The 18,199-nt window shown below is 68.3% G+C and carries 17 protein-coding genes; 14 read left to right on the top strand and 3 right to left on the bottom strand.

The genetic code is table 11. The annotated features are described in order from the left end of the window. Window positions 1-31: 31 nt before the first annotated feature. The 13 genes from A3OM_RS0122640 (at window position 32) to A3OM_RS0122580 (ending at window position 13,402) form a co-directional block, all read left to right on the top strand. The gene (locus A3OM_RS0122640; protein ID WP_018046085.1) at window positions 32-925 is read left to right on the top strand and encodes a DUF3108 domain-containing protein; all 894 of its coding nucleotides are present in this window, start codon (window positions 32-34) and stop codon (window positions 923-925) included. A 34-nt stretch (window positions 926-959) separates the two neighbouring features. Next, the gene (locus A3OM_RS0122635; protein ID WP_018046084.1) at window positions 960-1,517 is read left to right on the top strand and encodes a hypothetical protein; all 558 of its coding nucleotides are present in this window, start codon (window positions 960-962) and stop codon (window positions 1,515-1,517) included. Next, window positions 1,514-1,879 carry a hypothetical protein gene (locus A3OM_RS0122630; protein WP_018046083.1) on the top strand — a complete coding sequence of 122 codons (366 nt, stop codon included), beginning with the start codon at window positions 1,514-1,516 and terminating at the stop codon, window positions 1,877-1,879. The genes A3OM_RS0122635 and A3OM_RS0122630 overlap by 4 nt, the downstream gene beginning before the upstream one ends. A 78-nt stretch (window positions 1,880-1,957) precedes the next feature. Continuing rightward, on the top strand, window positions 1,958-5,410 hold the full coding sequence (locus tag A3OM_RS0122625; RefSeq protein WP_018046082.1) for a helicase-related protein: 3,453 nt from the start codon (window positions 1,958-1,960) through the stop codon (window positions 5,408-5,410). 22 nt (window positions 5,411-5,432) lie between these two features. Continuing rightward, a complete protein-coding gene (locus A3OM_RS0122620) occupies window positions 5,433-5,732 on the top strand; it encodes a S4 domain-containing protein (RefSeq protein ID WP_018046081.1) in 300 nt (99 codons plus the stop codon). 178 nt (window positions 5,733-5,910) lie between these two features. Continuing rightward, window positions 5,911-7,080: an aminotransferase gene (locus tag A3OM_RS0122615; RefSeq protein ID WP_018046080.1), complete on the top strand. Its 1,170-nt coding sequence runs from the start codon at window positions 5,911-5,913 to the stop codon at window positions 7,078-7,080. 96 nt (window positions 7,081-7,176) lie between these two features. After that, a complete protein-coding gene (locus tag A3OM_RS0122610; RefSeq protein ID WP_018046079.1) occupies window positions 7,177-7,677 on the top strand; it encodes a DUF4112 domain-containing protein in 501 nt (166 codons plus the stop codon). A 25-nt stretch (window positions 7,678-7,702) separates the two neighbouring features. Then, on the top strand, window positions 7,703-8,878 hold the full coding sequence (locus A3OM_RS0122605; protein ID WP_018046078.1) for an ABC transporter permease: 1,176 nt from the start codon (window positions 7,703-7,705) through the stop codon (window positions 8,876-8,878). A gap of 184 nt (window positions 8,879-9,062) precedes the next feature. Continuing rightward, a complete protein-coding gene (locus tag A3OM_RS0122600; RefSeq protein ID WP_018046077.1) occupies window positions 9,063-10,283 on the top strand; it encodes a Gfo/Idh/MocA family oxidoreductase in 1,221 nt (406 codons plus the stop codon). A 265-nt stretch (window positions 10,284-10,548) separates the two neighbouring features. Further along, the gene (locus A3OM_RS0122595) at window positions 10,549-11,832 is read left to right on the top strand and encodes a cation:proton antiporter (protein ID WP_018046076.1); all 1,284 of its coding nucleotides are present in this window, start codon (window positions 10,549-10,551) and stop codon (window positions 11,830-11,832) included. A gap of 290 nt (window positions 11,833-12,122) precedes the next feature. Continuing rightward, window positions 12,123-12,332 carry a cold-shock protein gene (locus A3OM_RS0122590; RefSeq protein WP_026176335.1) on the top strand — a complete coding sequence of 70 codons (210 nt, stop codon included), beginning with the start codon at window positions 12,123-12,125 and terminating at the stop codon, window positions 12,330-12,332. Between the two features lie 149 nt (window positions 12,333-12,481). Next, on the top strand, window positions 12,482-12,844 hold the full coding sequence (locus tag A3OM_RS0122585) for a DUF6481 family protein (RefSeq protein WP_026176334.1): 363 nt from the start codon (window positions 12,482-12,484) through the stop codon (window positions 12,842-12,844). A gap of 360 nt (window positions 12,845-13,204) precedes the next feature. Beyond that, window positions 13,205-13,402 (top strand): hypothetical protein, encoded by a 198-nt coding sequence (locus A3OM_RS0122580; protein ID WP_018046073.1) that lies wholly within the window; start codon window positions 13,205-13,207, stop codon window positions 13,400-13,402. A gap of 98 nt (window positions 13,403-13,500) precedes the next feature. Here the strand turns inward: A3OM_RS0122580 and A3OM_RS0122575 are convergent, their stop codons facing one another. The 3 genes from A3OM_RS0122575 to A3OM_RS0122560 form a co-directional block, all read right to left on the bottom strand. Continuing rightward, entirely contained in the window at window positions 13,501-14,037 is a 537-nt protein-coding gene (locus tag A3OM_RS0122575; protein WP_018046072.1) for a DNA starvation/stationary phase protection protein, read from the bottom strand. A 315-nt stretch (window positions 14,038-14,352) separates the two neighbouring features. Continuing rightward, entirely contained in the window at window positions 14,353-15,675 is a 1,323-nt protein-coding gene (locus A3OM_RS0122565) for a calcium-binding protein (protein ID WP_157196527.1), read from the bottom strand. A gap of 331 nt (window positions 15,676-16,006) precedes the next feature. Then, window positions 16,007-16,996: a zinc-dependent alcohol dehydrogenase family protein gene (locus A3OM_RS0122560; RefSeq protein WP_018046070.1), complete on the bottom strand. Its 990-nt coding sequence runs from the start codon at window positions 16,994-16,996 to the stop codon at window positions 16,007-16,009. Between the two features lie 126 nt (window positions 16,997-17,122). Here A3OM_RS0122560 and A3OM_RS0122555 point away from each other — a divergent pair, with 126 nt between their 5' ends. After that, complete coding sequence (locus A3OM_RS0122555) at window positions 17,123-18,007, top strand: LysR family transcriptional regulator (protein ID WP_018046069.1); 885 nt, start codon at window positions 17,123-17,125, stop codon at window positions 18,005-18,007. Window positions 18,008-18,199: the final 192 nt, after the last annotated feature.

Raw genomic sequence — 18,199 nt, 5'->3', positions numbered from 1 at the left:
GCCAAGCCCTGGAACCTCAGAGCCTCAAGCCATGCGTGCCACGCGCCTCCTTCGCGCCAGCCTCCTCGCCACCCTCGGGGCGATTCCCGCCTCCGAGGGATTCGCGCGGCCGAAAGCCACCGCCGCCGCCCCGGCGACGGTCACCGTCGATTACGGCATCGCTCTGGCCGGCATTCCCATCGGCACCGCCCAGGTGTCGGGACAGTTCGAGAGCGCGCGCTACCGCATGGACGTCTCGGCAAGGCTCACCGGCCTCGTGGGCGCCGTGACCGGGGGCATGGGCTCGGCCCGCGCCAGCGGCCTCATCGCGGAGGGGCCGCAGCCGAGCGCCTTTGCCATCTCCACCAAGACCTCGAATTCCGGCATCGCCGTGCGGATGGCGCTGGCGCGCGGCAACGTCACCCAATCGGAGGTGACGCCGCCGCTGATCGACATGGGCGACCGCGTGCCGGTGACCCCGGCCAACAAGCGCGGCATCGTCGATCCGGCCAGCGCCCTGATGATGCCGGCGGTGAGCCGCGGCGAGCTCACCGACCAGGCCAATTGCAACCGCACCATCCCGGTCTTCGACGGCGCGACGCGCTTCAACGTGGTGCTCAGCTACGGCGAGACGCGCAATGTCGAGAAGCCCGGCTATTCCGGCCCCGTCCTCGTCTGCAACGCCCGCTATCAGGCCATCGCCGGGCACCGCCCCGACCGGCCGGGCGTGAAGTTCATGGAGGACAACCGCGACATGTCGGTGTGGCTCGCCCCCGTGGAGGGCACCCGCGTGCTTCTGCCGGTGCGCATCGCCGTGCGCACGACGCTGGGCACCAACATCATCGAGGCGACCCGGTGGAACCGGGGCGGAGCCCAGACCGTGACCGCCCAAGCCGCAGGGCAGGCGTCGGGCCAGGTGGCGCAGGCAACCCTGGTCGACCAATAGACGCGGCTCCGGCCGGGCGGGAATCGTCTGAACGATGGATGGGCAGGTCGTGGACGGGCAGGTCGACATCGCGGTCTCGCGCCTTCGCTCGGCGGGCCTGTTCCTCATCGCCGTCGGCTTCACCGCCACCGCCGCATGGACGCTCCATGTGCGTCCCGAGACGCGAGGGCATGCAATGGCGCCCGGCGGGTACACCGAATTCATGCTGTGGCTCGGGCTGATCTTCTTCGGCGCGGCCAGCCTCGTCGGCGCGCCCCGGATGTTCCGCTCGGGCACGCTGGTCTCCGTCGGGCGCCGGGGCATCTTCGACCGGCGCCTGTCGACGGACTGGATCCCCTGGGACGCGATCGAGGATCTGCGTCCGGTCATGCTCAGCCGCCAGCGCTTCTTCGTGCTGCGCGTCGATCCGGCGCGGTCGGCCGCTTTGCCGATCCTCCCCCGGCGCAGGGCGGGCGCGCGCTTCACCGGCCTCGGGGCGCACGGCTATGCCCTGTCCGGCAACGACCTGGAGGGCGGGTTCGCGGCCCTCGGCAAGGCCCTGTCCGCTGCGGCCGCCTGGCGCATCCCTCCCGGAACCGGAACCACCCGATGACGCGCCGCCCCTTCCCTCTGCGTGGCGTCGTCGCGCTCGCCGCGATCCTGATCGGCGCGCAGGCATGGCCCGGCCCCGCCCATGCCGGCGGGCTGAGCACGGACATCTCGCCCTGCGGGGGCGACGCCTATTCCTCCGCCGAGGTGATCGAGGGCCGCCCGCCACGGCGCGGCCCCCTCGTGGCGATGCCGGACACGCTCTGCGCCGATCTCGCGCCGCAGCGGCCGGCGGACCCGGTGGAGATCTACGTCGATCCTTATGGACAGAGGGGCGGTGGCTATCGGGGCGGTGGCGCCCCATATGGCGGGGAGACGCAGCGTGGGACCCGGCCGCCCGGACGGCACCTGCGCAGCGACGACTGATACCAGGCGGCCTTCCTCCACGGGCCGCCGCAAGAACCTGCCGCCGGCTTCTCGGCCGAAGGGACCAGCCCCTCGCACATGACGCGCCGCTCCCTCCCCCCGCAGGCCCGCTCGCGCGGCGTCACGGCGGTGCTCGGGCCGACCAATACCGGCAAGACCCATCTCGCCATCGAGCGGATGCTAGCGCATCCGACGGGGATGATCGGCCTGCCCCTGCGCCTGCTGGCGCGGGAGGTCTACCTGCGCGTCGTCGCGCGGGTGGGGGTGGATCAGGTCGCCCTCGTCACCGGCGAGGAGAAGATCAAGCCGGACCGGCCGCGCTACTGGATCTCCACCATCGAGGCGATGCCGCGCGACCTCGACGTCGCCTTCGTGGCCATCGATGAGATCCAGCTCGCCGCCGACATGGACCGCGGCTACGTCTTCACCGACCGCCTGCTGCACCAGCGCGGGCGCGAGGAGACGCTGCTCATCGGCTCCTCCACCATGCTGCCCCTGGTGCAGTCGCTGATTCCCGGCGTGCGCACCACCACCCGCCCCCGCCTGTCGAAACTGACCTATGCGGGCGAGAAGAAGCTCGGGCGCCTGCCCCGGCGCACGGCCATCGTCGCCTTCTCGGCCGAGGAGGTCTACGCCATCGCCGAGCTGATCCGGCGCCAGCGCGGCGGGGCCGCCGTGGTGCTCGGTGCGCTGTCTCCGCGCACCCGCAATGCCCAGGTGGAGCTCTACCAGTCCGGCGACGTCGATTATCTCATCGCCACCGACGCGGTGGGGATGGGCCTCAACCTCGACGTCGACCACGTCGCCTTCGCTGCCAACTGGAAATACGACGGCACGCGCTTCCGCCGGCTGACGCCCCCGGAGATGGGGCAGATCGCGGGACGGGCCGGCCGCCACCTCTCGGACGGCACCTTCGGCTCCACCGGGCGTTGCGCCCCCTTCGAGCCCGAGATGATCGAGGCCCTGGAGAACCACGATTTCGAGCCCCTCCGGGTGCTGCAATGGCGCAACCCCGATCTCGACTTCTCCTCGCTGAAAGCCCTTCAGGAGAGCCTGGACGCGCATCCCAACGAGAAGGGGCTGACCCGCGCGCCCATGGGCGAGGACCAGTCCGCCCTCGAAATCCTGATGCGCGAGGACGACATCCGCGACATCGCCACCAATCCGACGGTGGTGCGCCGCCTGTGGGACACCTGTGGCGTGCCCGATTACCGCAAGGTCCATCCCCAGACCCATGCGGATCTCGTGGCCCAGTTGTTCCGCTTCCTCATGCGGGGCATGGCCGGGCGCATCCCCAACGACTGGTTCGCCAAGCACGTGGCGATGATCGACCGCACCGACGGCGACATCGACGCCCTGTCCCAGCGCATCGCCCAGGGGCGGACCTGGACCTTCGTCGCGAACCGTCCGGACTGGCTGATTGATCCGGTGCATTGGCAGGGCGAGACGCGTCGGGTAGAGGACAGGCTGTCCGACGCCCTGCACGAGCGCCTTGCGAGCCGTTTCGTCGATCGGCGCACTAGCGTCCTGATGCGGCGCCTGAGAGAGAATACGATGTTGGAAGCTGAGATCACCGCCGGCGGGGACGTTACCGTCGAGGGCCAGCATGTCGGCCATCTGCACGGGTTTCAGTTCGTCGCCGACCCGGGCGCGGAAGGCCACGAGGCCAAGACCCTGCGCAGCGCCGCCGAAAAGGCGCTGGGCGGCGAGATCGAGGCGCGCGCCGAGCGCTTCTCGGCCGCGGCGGATTCGTCCCTGGTCCTGTCCCATGACGGCATCATCCGCTGGACCGGAGACCCGGTCGCCAAGCTGATGCCGGGCGACAAGCTGTTCGAGCCGCATGTGCGGCTGCTCGCCGACGAGCAGCTCACGGGCCCGGCTCGCGACAAGGTCGAGACCCGGCTGGTGGCCTGGCTCAAGGCCTATGTGGTCCGCCTCCTCGGCCCGCTGATCGAGATCGAGACGGCGGCCGACCTCGTCGGCCTCTCGAAGGGCATCGGCTACCAGGTCGTGGAAGCCCTCGGCGTCCTGGAACGCTCGAAGGTGATGCACGAGATGCGCACCCTCGATCAGGAGGGCCGTGGCGCGCTGCGCCGTCACGGGGTCCGCTTCGGTGCCTATCACATCTTCCTGCCGGCCCTGCTCAAGCCGGCGCCGCGCACCCTGGCCGCCCAGCTCTGGGCGCTGAAGAACGGCGGCCTCGACCAACGCGGCCTCGACGAGATCGCGCATCTGGCCGGTTCCGGCCGCACCTCGATCAAGGTCGATCCCGAGATCGCCAAGGGCCTCTACCGCGCCGCCGGCTTCCGCGTCTGCGGCGAGCGCGCCGTGCGCGTCGACATCCTGGAGCGTCTCGCCGACCTGATCCGCCCGGCGGTGACCTATGTGCCCGGCACCACTCCCGGCGAGGCCCCGGCCGGCACCGCCGACGGCGACGCCTTCGTCGCCACCGTGGGCATGACCTCCCTGGTCGGCTGTTCGGGCGAGGATTTCGGATCGATCCTGAAATCCCTCGGCTACGTCGCCGAGAGTCGCCCCGGCCCGGCCATCACCGTGCCGCTGCGCCCCGCCGCCGCGACCCAGCCCATCGCCCCGGCGACCGCATCGACCGACGGGTCGGCGACGGTGTCCGAGGAGGCCGCCCCCGCGACCGACGAGGAGGCCAAGCCGGAAGACGAGACCAAGCCCGAGAACGAAGCCAAGCCGGAAGGCGACACCGCTTCCGAAAACGAGACCACTTCCGAAGGCGAGACCACTTCCGAAGGCGAGACCACTTCCGAAGGCGAGGTCTCGACCGACACGGCCGAGCCCGTGGCGGAAGGCGTGCCGAATCCCGAGGCGGTGTCCGAGGAGGCCGCGTCCTCCGAGGCAGCCCTTGCCGAGACCGGCACCGTCGAGGCCGTCCCTGCCGAGGACGAGCCGGCACCGGCCGCCGCCGAGACGGCGGTGGAGGCCACTGAAGAGCCCGAGGCGGCCGCCGTCCCCGTGGCGGAATCCGCGACCCTCGCGGGTATCGAGGCGGAAACCGCCGAGACGGCCTCCGGCGACGCTGCCGAGGCCGAGGCCGCCACGGATTCCGTCCCGGCCGAGCCGGTGCTGGTGGAAATCTGGCGTCTCCAGCGGCATCAGCGCAGTTCCGCCCCGCGGCAGAACCGCCCACGCGGCGGCCGTGACGGCGCACCGGCGGGCAACCGCGCTCCGGGCGAAGGCCGTCAGGACCGGCGCCCCGCTCATGCCGGCGCTCCCCGCGCGGGCGGTCCCGAGGGGGCCGAGCGCAACCGCGGCGGCCAGGGCGACAGGCCCGAGGGAGGCCGCCGGGATGGCGGCCGGCCCGAGGGTGGACGTCCCCCCCGCCGCGAGCGGTTCGAGCCCGGCCGGGTCCGTCCCGAACGCCGCGACGAAGGCCGTCCCGCCGCGCAGCAGGAGCAGCGTCCGCAGCGCCGCGAGCGGGCTCCGGACCCGGATTCGCCCTTCGCCAAGCTGGCGGCACTCAAGGCACAGCTCGAAGCCGGCGACGGCGGCAAGCGCTGAACCGGGGATCTGAAGAGGGCGGATGAAGCCGGGGCGGCAGCGTCTCGACAAGTGGCTCTGGTTCACCCGCTTCGCGCGGAGCCGCTCCCTTGCCGCCGCCCTGGTGGAGGACGGCTTCGTCCGCGTGAACGGGACGCGCGCCGACAATCCCGCCAAGGGAATCGGCATCGGTGACGTGGTCACCGTCGCCGCCGCCCATGTGACGGCGGTGGTGCGGGTGCTGGAACTCGGCGAGCGGCGCGGCCCCGCCCCCGAGGCGCGGGGCCTCTACGCCATCCTGTCGGGCGGCCCGTCCCCGGAACCCGACGACGGCACGGCGTGATCCGCCTCTCCCGCACGGCTACGACAGTCACACGCTCTCGCAGGACGCTCCCGTCCCCTTCTCCTTCCAGGGGAGGTGGCGGTGACGCCTGCCGGATGTGCGCATATCCTAGGCTCTCGGACGGCGCACGATGGACGTCCCGCCGGTCAGCTCCCGCCAGCCACGAGCGTTTTTGCGGATGAACCCTGTCTTCGCCGATCTCCCCAATACGGTGTTCGACGTGATGTCGGTGCTGGCGCGCGACCTCGGCGCGATCAATCTCGGCCAGGGCTTCCCCGACGATCCCGGCCCGGCCGACGTGCGCGAGAAGGCCGCCGAGGCCCTGCGCGACGGCTACAACCAATACCCGCCGATGATGGGGCTGCCGACCCTGCGCCGCGCCATCGCCGACCATTACGAGCGCCATCAGGGCCTCGCCCTCGACCCCGAGACCGAGGTGATGGTGACGTCGGGCGCCACCGAGGCCCTGGCCGCGAGCCTGCTCGCCCTGGTCTCGCCCGGCGACGAGGTGGTGCTGTTCGAGCCCATGTACGACGCCTACCTGCCCATCGTCCGGCAGGCCGGCGGCATCCCGCGCTTCGTCACCCTGCGGCCTCCGCATTTCCGCCTCGACGAAGAGGCGCTGGCGGAAGCTTTTTCCGAGCGCACGCGGGTCGTCGTGCTCAACAACCCGCTGAACCCCACCACGACGATGTTCGGAGACCAGGACCTCGCCCTGCTGGCGCGGTTCTGCCAGCGGTTCGACGTGACGGCCGTCTGCGACGAGGTGTGGGAGCACGTGACCTTCGACGGACGCCCCCATCGCCCGCTGATCGGGTTCGAGGGCATGCGGGAGCGGACCGTGAAGATCGGGTCGGCCGGCAAGATCTTCAGCCTGACCGGATGGAAGGTCGGGTTCGTCATGGCGGCACCGCCCCTGCTCAAGGTGGTCTCGAAGGCGCACCAGTTCCTCACCTTCACGACGCCGCCCAACCTCCAGGAGGCGGTGGCCTACGGGCTGGCCAAGGACGAGGCCTATTTCCTCGACATGCGGGCGCGCTTCGCCCGCTCGCGCAACCGGTTGAGCGCCGGCCTCACCGGCCTCGGCTTCTCCGTGCTGCCCTCGCAGGCGACCTACTTCCTCACCATCGACATCGGCGAGTTGGGGCCGCGCCTCGGGCATGCGGACGACGTCGCCTTCTGCCAGGCCCTGGTGCGCGAGCACGGCGTTGCCGCGATCCCGATCAGCGCGTTCTATGCGCGGGGTGCGGTGCGCAACCTGGTGCGGCTGTGCTTCGCCAAGCGGGACGCGACCCTCGACGCCGCCCTGGAGCGGCTCTCCGGCCTGATGCGGGGTCGGGCCGCGTGAGGCCGGGAGGTCTCAGGGCCCCGCCGCTTGCGGACGGCACCGGGCAGGGCCACATCCTGCATCATGACCACGACGCGCATCCCCCGGAGCCCCGCCATGGCCTTCAACGACGCCGTCTTCCCCACTCGCGAATCGCCCTCGCGCGAATTGCCCAACGGCGCCTTCGGCCGGCGCGAGGGGACCGCCACGCGCTTCCGCGCCGAGCCCGACAGCCGGGAAGCGGCGTTGCTGCGGCTGGAGCAGTTCGCCCACCTCATGGACTCGGCGTTCGTGATCCCCGGCATCAACCGCCGGGTGGGGCTCGACGCCGTCGTCGGCCTCGTTCCGATCATCGGCGATGCGGCGGGCATGCTGCTCGCCTCCTACATCGTCTACGAGGCGCGCCGCCTCGGAGCACCGCGATGGCTGCTCGCCCGGATGGCCATGAACGTGGCCTTCGACGGGGTGATCGGCGCCGTGCCGCTCGCCGGCGACATCTTCGACGCGGCGTTCAAGGCCAATCGTCGCAACGTCCGTCTGCTGCGCCGCCACCTCGAGAAAACCGGCGGCCTGCGCCCCAACGAGATCGAGGGAACGGCCGTCCGTCTCGACGGCTGACGCACAATCCAATAGGGGCGGTCTCATGAACGAGATCGCCCGCCCCGCGGAAGCCGTCCCCGTCACCGCCCCGCCTCCCCTCGCGCCGGTGGTGCGGGGGCTGTCGCCGTTGAACCGGCGGCGGCTCTCGAATTTCCGGCGCAACCGGCTCGGCTTCTGGTCCTTCGTGATCTTCGTCGGCCTGTTCGGCCTGAGCCTGTTCGCCGAGTTCATCGCCAACGACCGGCCCCTTGTGGTGTCCTACAAGGGCGAGATCCTGTTTCCCGTCCTCATCGACTACCCGGACGAGAAGTTCGGCGGGTTCTACGCGCGGCCGAACTACCGCTCTGCGGAGACGCGGAAAGAGATCGCCGAGAACGGCTGGGCGGTCTGGCCGCCGATCCCGTATTCCTACGACACGATCATCGACGGGCTGCCGACCCCCTCGCCCTCGCCGCCCACCTGGATGCTGACCGACGAGCAGTGCCAGGCCGCGGCCAAGCAGGATGGCGCGGAGACCGCGGGCCGGGAGGGGTGCAAGGGCCTGGAGATGCACTGGCTCGGCACCGACAACACCACCCGCGACGTGCTGGCGCGGGTCATCTACGGATTTCGCATCTCGGTGCTGTTCGGGCTCATCCTGGCCCTGGTCTCCTCGGTGATCGGCGTCATCGCCGGCGCGGTGCAGGGCTATTTCGGCGGCTGGGTCGATCTCGCCCTGCAGCGCTTCATCGAGGTCTGGAGCGGCATCCCGACCCTCTACCTCATCATCATCATCTCGGCCTTCATCGCGCCGGGCTTCTTCGTGCTGCTCGGCATCCTGCTGCTGTTCTCCTGGGTGGCCCTGGTCGGCGTGGTGCGGGCCGAGTTCCTGCGGGCGCGCAACTTCGAATATGTCCGCGCCGCCCGTGCGCTGGGCCTGTCCAACATCCGCATCATGAGCCGGCACCTCCTGCCCAACGCCATGGTGGCGACCCTGACCTTCATGCCGTTCATCCTCAACGGCTCGATCGGCACGCTGACCTCCCTCGACTTCCTCGGCTTCGGCCTGCCCCCCGGCTCGGCCTCGCTGGGCGAGCTGCTGGCGCAGGGCAAGGACAACATCCAGGCCCCCTGGCTCGGGCTCACCGGCTTCTTCGTGGTGGCGGTGATGCTGAGCCTGCTGATCTTCGCGGGCGAGGCCGTGCGCGACGCCTTCGACCCCCGCAAGACGTTCAAGTAAAAACCACGTCCCAGTAAAAACCGCCTGGCGCCTGAGACCCGCCGAGGTGGGTCTCAGGTTTTAATCCGCCCCGCGCGCCTCCACCGCAGGTTCCGATGGAATCCGATCGGAGCGTCATGCGTTGTCAGGGGGCGGCATCCTCGATCCGGCCGCGAGATTCCATCCTCATGGATCCGGAGATACGATGTCCGACGCCTCGCATACGACGCCGTCCCGCCGCCTCTTCATGGCCGGCAGCCTCGCCGGAATCGGCGGTGTGCTGGCCTCCGAGCGCGCCGCCGCGCAGGCGATCCCCGCCACCCCCACCGGCCGGCCCGAGCCCAAGCTCGACCAGCCCCCGCCCCTGCCGCGCGAGGCGCACGTCGGCTGGGCCGTGGTCGGGCTCGGAGATTTCGCCCAGGCCCAGATCCTGCCCGCCTTCCAGCGCGCACGGCGCTCCAGGGCCGTCGCCCTCGTCTCCGGCAACCCGGAGAAGGCGAAGTCCGTTGCCGCCCGCTACGGGATCGGACCGGGCGGCCTCTACGATTACGCCGCGATGGGGAAGATGGCCGACAACGCGGACATCGCCGCCGTCTATGTCATCACGCCGAACTCCACCCATGCCGATTTGACCATCAAGGCCCTGGAGGCAGGCAAGCACGTCCTCTGCGAGAAGCCGATGGCGACGAATTCCGCCGAGTGCCGTCGGATGATCGACGCCGCCAAGGCCGCCGACCGCCGCCTGATGATCGCCTACCGGGTGCATTGGGAGCCGCACAACCTGCGCGCCAAGGCGATGATGGATGCGGGCGAGTTCGGCGAGGTGCGCTTCGCCTCCTCCGACCATCACCGCCCCCTCGAGCCGGGAAAGCCCCGCGACCAGTGGCGTATGCTGAAGGCCGTGGCCGGCGGCGGGTCGCTCGTGGATATCGGCATCTACGGCCTCAACGGCATCCAATGGTTCTTCGGCGAGAGCCCGTCCTCGGTCTCCGCCTCGATGCATGCGCCTGCCGGCGATCCGCGCTTCGCCGAGGTGGAGGACGTGTTCACGGCCCAGCTCGTCTTCCCCTCGGGCCGGCACGCCACGGTCTCGTCGGGCTACCGCGCCGACAAGAAGCGGATCGACCTGTGGGGCGACAAGGCGGTCGCCACCCTCGATCCCGGCACCGCCTACCAGGGCAACCGCCTCGTGGTCGGCAACGCCAAACGCGCGGACGAGATCCTGACGGCGGAGGGCGACGCGGTGCAGTTCACCGGCGAGATCGACCACCTCTCGCAGGTCATCGCGGAGGGTGGGGAGTTGCGCACGCCCGGCGAGATGGGCCTGCGCGACGTCCGCCTGATCGAGGCGCTCTACCAGGCGGCGGCGACGCGCCGATGGGTGGATCTCAACCCGGACATGACGATGCGGCCGGGCACGCCCTGACGGCGGCGATCGGGTTTAACGCATCTCGGCAGGCAGGCAGACGGCGTCCCTCTCCCCCTTGTGGGGAGAGGCTAGGAGTGGGGGTGGCGCCGCTGGCCTCCGCCGGCTGATGGTCGCCCAACCACCCCCACCTCCAACTCCTCCCCACAAGGGGGAGGAGGGCAGGGCGGCGCTCCCATCCGGAAACGGACAACTCGAAAAAATCGGTCTTGCGTGTGGATCGTGGCGATTCCGGCGGAGGGCGCACAGGAACGAATCGGGTACCATGGACACGTATGTCATCACGCTCGGCGGCTTTGGGGCTCTGGTGCTCCTCACCGCCTGGCTGCCGATGGTGCTTCGGCAATTGCCGCTGTCACTGCCGATCTGCTGCGTCGCGATCGGGGTCGGCCTGTCGCTGATCTCGGGGATCGGCGAGTTCTCCCCACGGCCGGAGCATCACCTGCGCCTCATCGAGAAGGTCAGCGAGTTCGTCGTCATCATCTCGCTGATGGGGGCCGGGCTGAAGCTCGACCGCCGGGTCGGCTGGAAAAGCTGGATGGTGACGTGGCGCCTCCTCGCCATCGCCATGCCCCTGACGATCCTCGCCCTCGGATTCCTGGCCTCGCATCTCCTCGGCCTCGGCATCGCCGCGTCCCTGCTCATCGCCGCCGCCTTGGCGCCCACCGACCCGGTCCTCGCCTCCGACGTCCAGGTCGGCCCGCCATCGGAGGGGGAGGAAGACGAGATGCGCTTCGGCCTCACCTCCGAGGCCGGGCTGAACGACGGGCTCGCCTTTCCCTTCGTCAACCTCGCCATCGCGTTCGCCGCCTCCTCCGGCCTGAATGCCGCCGGGTGGACCGAATGGGTCGGCCTCTCGCTGGTCTGGAAGATCCTGGCGGGGGTGGCCCTGGGCGCCGCCATCGGGCGGGGCTTCGGCTGGCTGACCTTCCACCTGCCGAACCGCGCCCGCCTGTCGCGCACCGGCGACGGATTCGTGGCTCTCGGCATCACCTGCCTCACCTATGCCGCCGTGGAGGCGGTGCACGGCTATGGCTTCATCGGCGTCTTCGTCGCGGCCCTGGCCATGCGCTGGTCCGACCAGGGTCACGATTACCATCACGCCCTCCACGGGTCTGCGGAGGCGTTCGAGCGGTTGGCGATGATGATCCTCCTCGTCGGCTTCGGCCTCGCCCTCGGCGGCGGGCTCCTGCGCGACCTCACCTGGGCGGGGGTCGCCTTCGCGTGTCTCGTCATCTTCGTGGTGCGTCCGCTCTGCGGCTGGGTCAGCCTCATTGGGCACGACCAGCCCTTCGCCGAGCGGGCGGTGATCAGCGTCTTCGGGATCAGGGGGCTCGGCACGATCTACTATCTCGCCTTCGCCCTCGGGCATGCGCGGTTCGAGGGGGCGGGCCTGTTGTGGAGCACGGCGGGGTTGACGATCCTCCTCTCCATCGTCCTGCACGGGGTCAGCGTCTCGCCGGTGCTGGGCTTTCTCGACCGCCGCAGCGGGCGCGATACCGAGAGCGCCCAGCTCGACCTGCCGCTGGCCTCACGCCGCGCCGAATGAAGCCGGGGAACGGGGCCTGTCGCCCGAGCGACATCGGTGCTCGTATTGGCCGGATACCCTGCAAATTTTCCTCCGCCCGACCAAAAACAAAGCCCAAGTTTTTCATGGCATTTGCTAAATCCCGCCATTGGGAGTACATGACGGTGATCGAAGCGTGATCAGATTTTCATTTGCTGAAGCCAAACGGCTTTTGCTGAACGAAAGTCGGGTGCGAATCGAGACAACGGAGAAGGCCTGACATCTTCGTCCGGACCTCCGAACTATGATGCCCGCAAGGGCGAAGGATTATGATGGCTGTCGGTACTGTTAAGTGGTTCAACGAGCAAAAGGGCTTCGGCTTCATCCAGCCGGATAACGGCGGCAACGACGTGTTCGTGCACATCTCCGCCGTCGAGCGCGCCGGTATGCGCGGTCTCGCCGAAGGCCAGAAGGTCTCCTACGAAATGGAAACCGACAAGCGTAGCGGCAAGCAGTCCGCCGGCAGCCTCCAGGCCGCCTGAGCCACGTGCCGCATGAGCCATGCCGGGTTCCCTGAGAATCCGACAATGGTTACGGAGCCGCTCTTCATTGGAGAGCGGCTTCCTGCGTTTTCGATGACGTCTTTTTCCTATGCGGCCTTGCCCCGCCGCATTCCAAACCAGGATTCTGTGTGAGCCAATTCAACGAAAACTCCATGACCGACCGCCTCAAGGCTTCGCAGGAAGCCCGTCAGGCCGCGCTGGCGCGTTTCCGCGACCGCCCGGCCGCCGACGATCCGACGGTGGTCGCCCGCAAGGCCGAGCGTGAGGCCATTGCCCGCGAGCGCGAAATCCGCGTCGCCGCCCGCGAGGCCGAGCGCGCCGCCGCCGCTGCGCAGGCCGTCGCCGAAGCCGAGGCCGAGCGTGAGCGTCAGGCCATCGAAGCGGCTCGCGTCGCCGAGGAGAAGATCGCCCTCGCCGCCGCCGCGCGCATCGAGCAGAAGCAGCAGCGCGATGCGCGCTACGCCGCCCGCAAGGCCAAGGCCCGCAAGTAGGGCGGACCGGTGCCGCATCGGTCTTGAGTGAGGGGCGGATTCCGCTTCCCCCAGATCGGTGCCGCGAAACGAAATCCCGGAGAGCCGTCCCGACCCATAGGTTCGGGACGGGCATCCACTGGGTTCGACGTCGGGGCCGCTCGTCAGCGATCGGCCCGTCACGTCGAATGGGTTGGCTCGGTCCTTTGTGAGGGTTCGGGCGCAGGGTGGCATCGCCGGACGGAGCTGCCGCCCATCTCGTCCTTTTTTCGCAAGGTCACGGGCTTTCGGCCACAGGCTTTCGGCAAGGCGACGCGCGACCACGAACACCCGTCCGGGGACGCGGAGCCCCTTTCGCGTCGACTACAGAAAGGCACTCCCATGGCCCATAAGTTCAAGCTCGGGCAGCGTGTGCGCCGCGCCCGCATCGGCTATGCCGACGTCAAGGCCGATCCCGCCGACGTGTTCGAGATCGTCCGCCTCGTTCCCGAGGACCAGACCGGCGAGCCGTTCTACCGGATCAAGTCCGGCGGCGGCGAGCGCGCCGTCCGCGAAGGCGAGATCACCCTCGCCTCGTGAGACTTGGCCTCCGGCCCGGCCGGAGGCAGAGACGAAAAAGGCCCCGCATCCGAGGATGCGGGGCCTTTTCCATGGGTGCTGCGTTCGGCCGGTCGAGGTCAGTGACCGCCCTCGGTGGCGTTGCGGGTCGCCTCGTAGAGGAACCAGGTGCGCTCCTCGGCCTGGTCGATCCACTCCTCCAGCAGGCTCGTGGTGGAGACGTCCTTGGCCTCGTCCGTCACCTCGTGCAGCTCGCGCATGTTGGCGGTGAGGGTCTTGTTGTCGTCGCGCAGCTCGGCCAGCATTTCGAGGGGGCCGACATACTCCGCGTCGTTGTCCTCGACGCGGGACAGCTTCGAGGCCTGACCCAGCGACCGCAGGGTGGTGCCGCCGATCTTGCGGGCACGCTCGCCGACATCGTCGATGATGCCGAAGATCTGCTGCGACTGCTCGTCGAGCATCAGGTGGTAATCGCGAAAGTTCGGGCCGCTTACGTGCCAGTGGAAGTTCTTCGTCTTCACATACAGCGCGAAGAGGTCCGACAGCAGGACGGTCAGGCCCTCGGCGATCTTCTTCGTCGCCTCGGGGGCGAGATCGGTCGGGGTGTTCAGGCGATCCCCGTCGACACGCGTGCGTCCGCTCAAGCTCTTTGCCATGACGTCATAACTCCGTTTGAATTCCGATCGCGGGCGGCGTCCAGCGCACGCCCCATGACGGGAAAAAGCCGGAGACAGGGGGGAAAGTTCCGCATCCCAGCCATGAGCGGAGCGAGGCCCGTCGATTGCCCTCGCTCCATGCCCCCGAAGAAGGGGGTCGGCACCCCTCTGCTCGGCATCGATGATTCGGAGTCGGATGGAACGCTCGCGCAGGGCTGACGGCCCATGGCGCGGCCCGGGGTGATCCGCGCCGCGCCTTTCCGGGTCGATCAGGCCGATGCCGTGGACGTCGGAGCCCGATCTCCGGCCGCCGGCTCACCCGAACAGGAAGTGCCCGGCATCGATCAACTCCGCCTTCGTCACGTCGTGCAGGATGATTTTATGCGTCGGGTCGGGGTCGCCCACGACGGTGATCTGCGTGTCCGCGCCTCTGTGGACCGAGGTCAAGGTCAGGTCTTCGATCTTCGACGCGAGCGCCGATACGTCGAGATAATCGTGGGCGACAGCGAATTTGAAGATCTCGTCCCGCCCAAAGTCGCCGGCGAAGGTGAAGGTGTCTCGCCCCCCTCCGCCGAAGAGTTTGTCCGAGCCGTCACCGCCACGGATTTCGGCATCGCCGGACCGCGCGACGATGCGGTCGTTGCCGGCCTCGCCGCTGAGATCGCTCGGGTAGCGGCTGCTCCCGATGATGACGTCGTTGCCGGCTCCCCCGGAAATGCTACCGTACCCCGTCCCCAGACTGAGCCAGTCGTCGCCCGCGTCTCCCTGAAGAAAGTTGCTTTGGGCACCACCGGTGATGTGATCGTTACCGATCCCCCCGCTCGCATAGCGTCCGCCGGAACCGAGGCGTATCGTGTCGTCGCCGCCATCGCCGAAGACGGACGCCATTCCGCCGGCCAGTTCGATGACGTCGTCGCCGTCCTGACCCCTTATGGTCGACAGGCCGTTGCCGCCGGTGATGTGGTCGGCGCCCTGGGTCGCGACGAGGGTGCGGGGTGCGCTCGCGGTCGTCGACAGGACGATGGCCACGCCCTGGGTGACCTCCGACAGATCCAGGGACGACCCCGACCCGACATAGACGGCCTCGATGCTCCTGAACGTGTCGTCGGTGAAGCTGAACGCGTTCGCTCCCTGCAGGAACAGCTTGTCGTTGCCCGCGCCGCCATCGACGGCCGCTCCGGCGCGGTGAAGGACGAGACGATCGTTGCCGTTCCCGCCCAGGAGCGTATCCGCCTCGCCGGTGCTGCGCAGGGTGTCGTTGCCGCCTCCACCGTCCAGGCGATTCTGGCCCCTCCCCCCTTCGAGAACGTCATTGCCGTCGAGTCCGAGAAGGGTGTCCGCACCGGACCCGCCGCGAAGGATGTCGTCGAACACGTGCCCCTGCAGGAAAACAGAGCCTTTGTTGTCGGAAAAGTCGATGAGATAGCTCAATTCCCAATAATAGAATTTGTGATCGTACCTCATACCGGTATGGTTGTTCGTAAAACTTCCGTTGAAAGCATCGTTTTTGACGGGCGTCCAATTCGCGATATACGTGTAAGACGACTTGTTCGAGTCGTATATTGGCTCATCAATATATACAAAGCTGCAATGATCCGGATTGAATACGGATCCGGGACTATAATGAACGACAGGCATGATATCCCCCAGACAATCAAACTCTGGAATAGCGCCGCACTCAACACGAGGCGAGATAGCGACTGATCGTCGAGGGGAATTAGAGAGCAGACTTTCTGCATATCGGCAATTGTAATGATGAATACCCTGTCGATGATGCGGACGACTGTTTTGGGAGAACTATTACGGATGAGGCCGGATGATCCGGCATGTCCCGCATGGTCGAAATCTGACGGATGGCCCCAGGGGCTGGGTGCGCTCGCGCCCCAAACTCGCCGAAAACGGGGGCATCCGGTTCCCGCAAGCGGACGCGTCCCCCCATAGGCGGCCCGATTGAGCCCTCGCGGCGCGGCTAGACCGTCACGACGATCTTTCCGATCTGCTCGTTGCTTTCCATGAACCGATGCGCCTCGGCGATGCCATCGAGCGTGAAGGTTTTTGCGATGACCGGCTTGAGCGCCCCTGAAGCGAGGCCCTCGACGATGTACGCCTTGGCCTTCCGGAGACGCTCCGGGTCCTGGGTGATCTCGAAGAGTTGGTAGCCGCGCACGGTGAGGTTCTTGCCGAGCAGCGACAGGACCGGGATCGTGATGGGCGTGGGGTCGAGTGCGCCGTACTGGAAGAAGATCCCGAGCGCGCTCAATGCCTCAAGGATCTTGCCGACCTCCGGTCCGCCGACCGGGTCGAAGGCGACACGAGCGCCCTTGCCGTCCGTGATCCGCCGCACCTCCGCGACGAGGTCCTGCTCCTCCGTGGCGATGACGTGGGCGGCGCCATGGGCCAGGAGTTCGTCGCGCTTGTTGCTGCGCCGGGTCAACGCAACGGGGATGGCGCCGAGGGCTTTGGTGATCTGGATGGCGGCGAGCCCGACGCTGCTGGACGCAGCGCGGATCAGCACCGTCTCGCCGGCCTTCACATCCGCGATGTCGATCAGCGCGCCATAGGCGGTCGTGAACATCATCCAGGCGGCGGCCGCCTCCTCCCAGGACAGCGTGTCCGGGTGCTTCACCACGCCGATGGCCGGTGCGTTCACGAGTTCGCCGTGTAGTCCGTACTCCCCCAGCATGAAGGAGGGGACCACGCTGACGGCGTCACCGATTGCAAAGCCCTCGACGTCCGGTCCGAGAGCTTCGACGGTGCCGGCGGCCTCGTACCCAAGGATGGCCGGGAAGGTCGGCTCGGTGACGTACTGGCCCGTCCGGAACATGACCTCGGCGCGGTTCAGACCCATCGCCTTGACCCGGATCTGGACCTCGCCGGCCTTCGGCGCCGGTACCGCCACGTCCTCGACCTTGAGGACCTCGGGGCCCCCGATTTCATGGAAGCGTACGATGCGCGTCATGGGGTGTTTCCTGTCGTGGGTGCCATCCCCGCGGATCGGGGATGGGCTGGTGTCTCGAACCTAAGGATGGGCGACTGCTGCGATAACCTGCTAGTTTCTGCGCGCGGTAATGAATGGACGTGAACAATGCGCGCGAGCGAGCTCGGTGAGATGTCGACCTTCCTGGCAGTCGCCAAGCATCGCAGCTTCCGGAAAGCCGCAACGGAGCGCGGCGTCGCTTCCTCCGCTGTCAGCCATGCCATCCGCAGCCTCGAGGAGCGCATCGGCGTTCGGTTGCTACAGCGCACGACCCGATCCGTTGCCTTGACCGACGCAGGCGAACGCTTTCTCGCCGAGCTCGCACCCGCCTTCGACCAGATCGCGAGGGCTCAGGAGAGCCTGAACACCTTCCGGGAGACGCCGTTCGGCATGGTCAGGATCAACCTGCCAACCTCGATCGCCCCCTTCCTGCTGCGCGATGTCCTGGTTCCGCTGACCGAGGAAAATCCGGGTCTGCACCTGGACGTCGTGTCCACAGACCGCTTGGTCGACATCGTCGAGGAAGGTTTCGATGCCGGCATCCGGTTCGGCGAAGTGCTATCCCGCGACATGGTTGCCATCCGGATTGGCCCGATGCAGCGTCTCGTCGTGGTGGGTTCGCCGGATTACTTGAGCAAGACCCCTCGTCCAGAGCATCCACGGGACCTCGCACGGCATACCGGCATCCGATACCGCTTCCCCAGCGGCAGGATGTTCAACTGGCGGTTCGAGCGCGACGGCGAGGCCATCGAGGTCGAGGTCGATGGCCCTATCACCCTCGACGACCAGCAACTGATGATCGAGGGGGCCGCCAAGGGAGGCGGCCTCGCCTACGTCTGGGAGGATCGCGCTAAGCCGTACCTCGAAGCCGGGACGCTAATCCTGTGCCTGGAGGAATGGTGCCCCGTGAAGGGAGACCTGTTCCTCTACTATCCGAGCCGGCGGTATGTCTCCGGAGGTCTCAGGGTCCTGATCGACCGCATGCGGATCTGATCGAACGATAGCGGACTGACGACAAACCACCCGGTGCAGACGTTCGGGGCGGGTCCCAAGCGTCGGAGTTCCGCCACCGGTTCCGGCGTCGCCGTGGCGTCACCGGGCGGGCCATTCGCCCGGAACCCGTTCGAGTGGGCGGCCCCGAGGGAGCCTCCCGGGGATCGCCCTATCTGCCCGAATTCACGAAAA

The organism is Methylobacterium sp. 88A, assembly GCF_000376345.1.
GTDB classification, from domain to species: Bacteria; Pseudomonadota; Alphaproteobacteria; order Rhizobiales; family Beijerinckiaceae; genus Methylobacterium; species Methylobacterium bullatum.
This window is presented reverse-complemented; position numbering and strand designations above follow the sequence as displayed.

What these genes read in the sequence shown, in the direction of transcription:
- A3OM_RS0122640 (WP_018046085.1), top strand. Translation starts at nt 32, where the DNA reads ATGCGTGCCACGCGCCTCCTTCGCGCCAGCCTCCTCGCCACCCTCGGG.
- A3OM_RS0122635 (WP_018046084.1), top strand. Translation starts at nt 960, where the DNA reads ATGGATGGGCAGGTCGTGGACGGGCAGGTCGACATCGCGGTCTCGCGC.
- A3OM_RS0122630 (WP_018046083.1), top strand. Translation starts at nt 1,514, where the DNA reads ATGACGCGCCGCCCCTTCCCTCTGCGTGGCGTCGTCGCGCTCGCCGCG.
- A3OM_RS0122625 (WP_018046082.1), top strand. Translation starts at nt 1,958, where the DNA reads ATGACGCGCCGCTCCCTCCCCCCGCAGGCCCGCTCGCGCGGCGTCACG.
- A3OM_RS0122620 (WP_018046081.1), top strand. Translation starts at nt 5,433, where the DNA reads ATGAAGCCGGGGCGGCAGCGTCTCGACAAGTGGCTCTGGTTCACCCGC.
- A3OM_RS0122615 (WP_018046080.1), top strand. Translation starts at nt 5,911, where the DNA reads ATGAACCCTGTCTTCGCCGATCTCCCCAATACGGTGTTCGACGTGATG.
- A3OM_RS0122610 (WP_018046079.1), top strand. Translation starts at nt 7,177, where the DNA reads ATGGCCTTCAACGACGCCGTCTTCCCCACTCGCGAATCGCCCTCGCGC.
- A3OM_RS0122605 (WP_018046078.1), top strand. Translation starts at nt 7,703, where the DNA reads ATGAACGAGATCGCCCGCCCCGCGGAAGCCGTCCCCGTCACCGCCCCG.
- A3OM_RS0122600 (WP_018046077.1), top strand. Translation starts at nt 9,063, where the DNA reads ATGTCCGACGCCTCGCATACGACGCCGTCCCGCCGCCTCTTCATGGCC.
- A3OM_RS0122595 (WP_018046076.1), top strand. Translation starts at nt 10,549, where the DNA reads ATGGACACGTATGTCATCACGCTCGGCGGCTTTGGGGCTCTGGTGCTC.
- A3OM_RS0122590 (WP_026176335.1), top strand. Translation starts at nt 12,123, where the DNA reads ATGGCTGTCGGTACTGTTAAGTGGTTCAACGAGCAAAAGGGCTTCGGC.
- A3OM_RS0122580 (WP_018046073.1), top strand. Translation starts at nt 13,205, where the DNA reads ATGGCCCATAAGTTCAAGCTCGGGCAGCGTGTGCGCCGCGCCCGCATC.
- A3OM_RS0122575 (WP_018046072.1), bottom strand. Translation starts at nt 14,037, where the DNA reads ATGGCAAAGAGCTTGAGCGGACGCACGCGTGTCGACGGGGATCGCCTG.
- A3OM_RS0122565 (WP_157196527.1), bottom strand. Translation starts at nt 15,675, where the DNA reads ATGCCTGTCGTTCATTATAGTCCCGGATCCGTATTCAATCCGGATCAT.
- A3OM_RS0122560 (WP_018046070.1), bottom strand. Translation starts at nt 16,996, where the DNA reads ATGACGCGCATCGTACGCTTCCATGAAATCGGGGGCCCCGAGGTCCTC.
- A3OM_RS0122555 (WP_018046069.1), top strand. Translation starts at nt 17,123, where the DNA reads ATGCGCGCGAGCGAGCTCGGTGAGATGTCGACCTTCCTGGCAGTCGCC.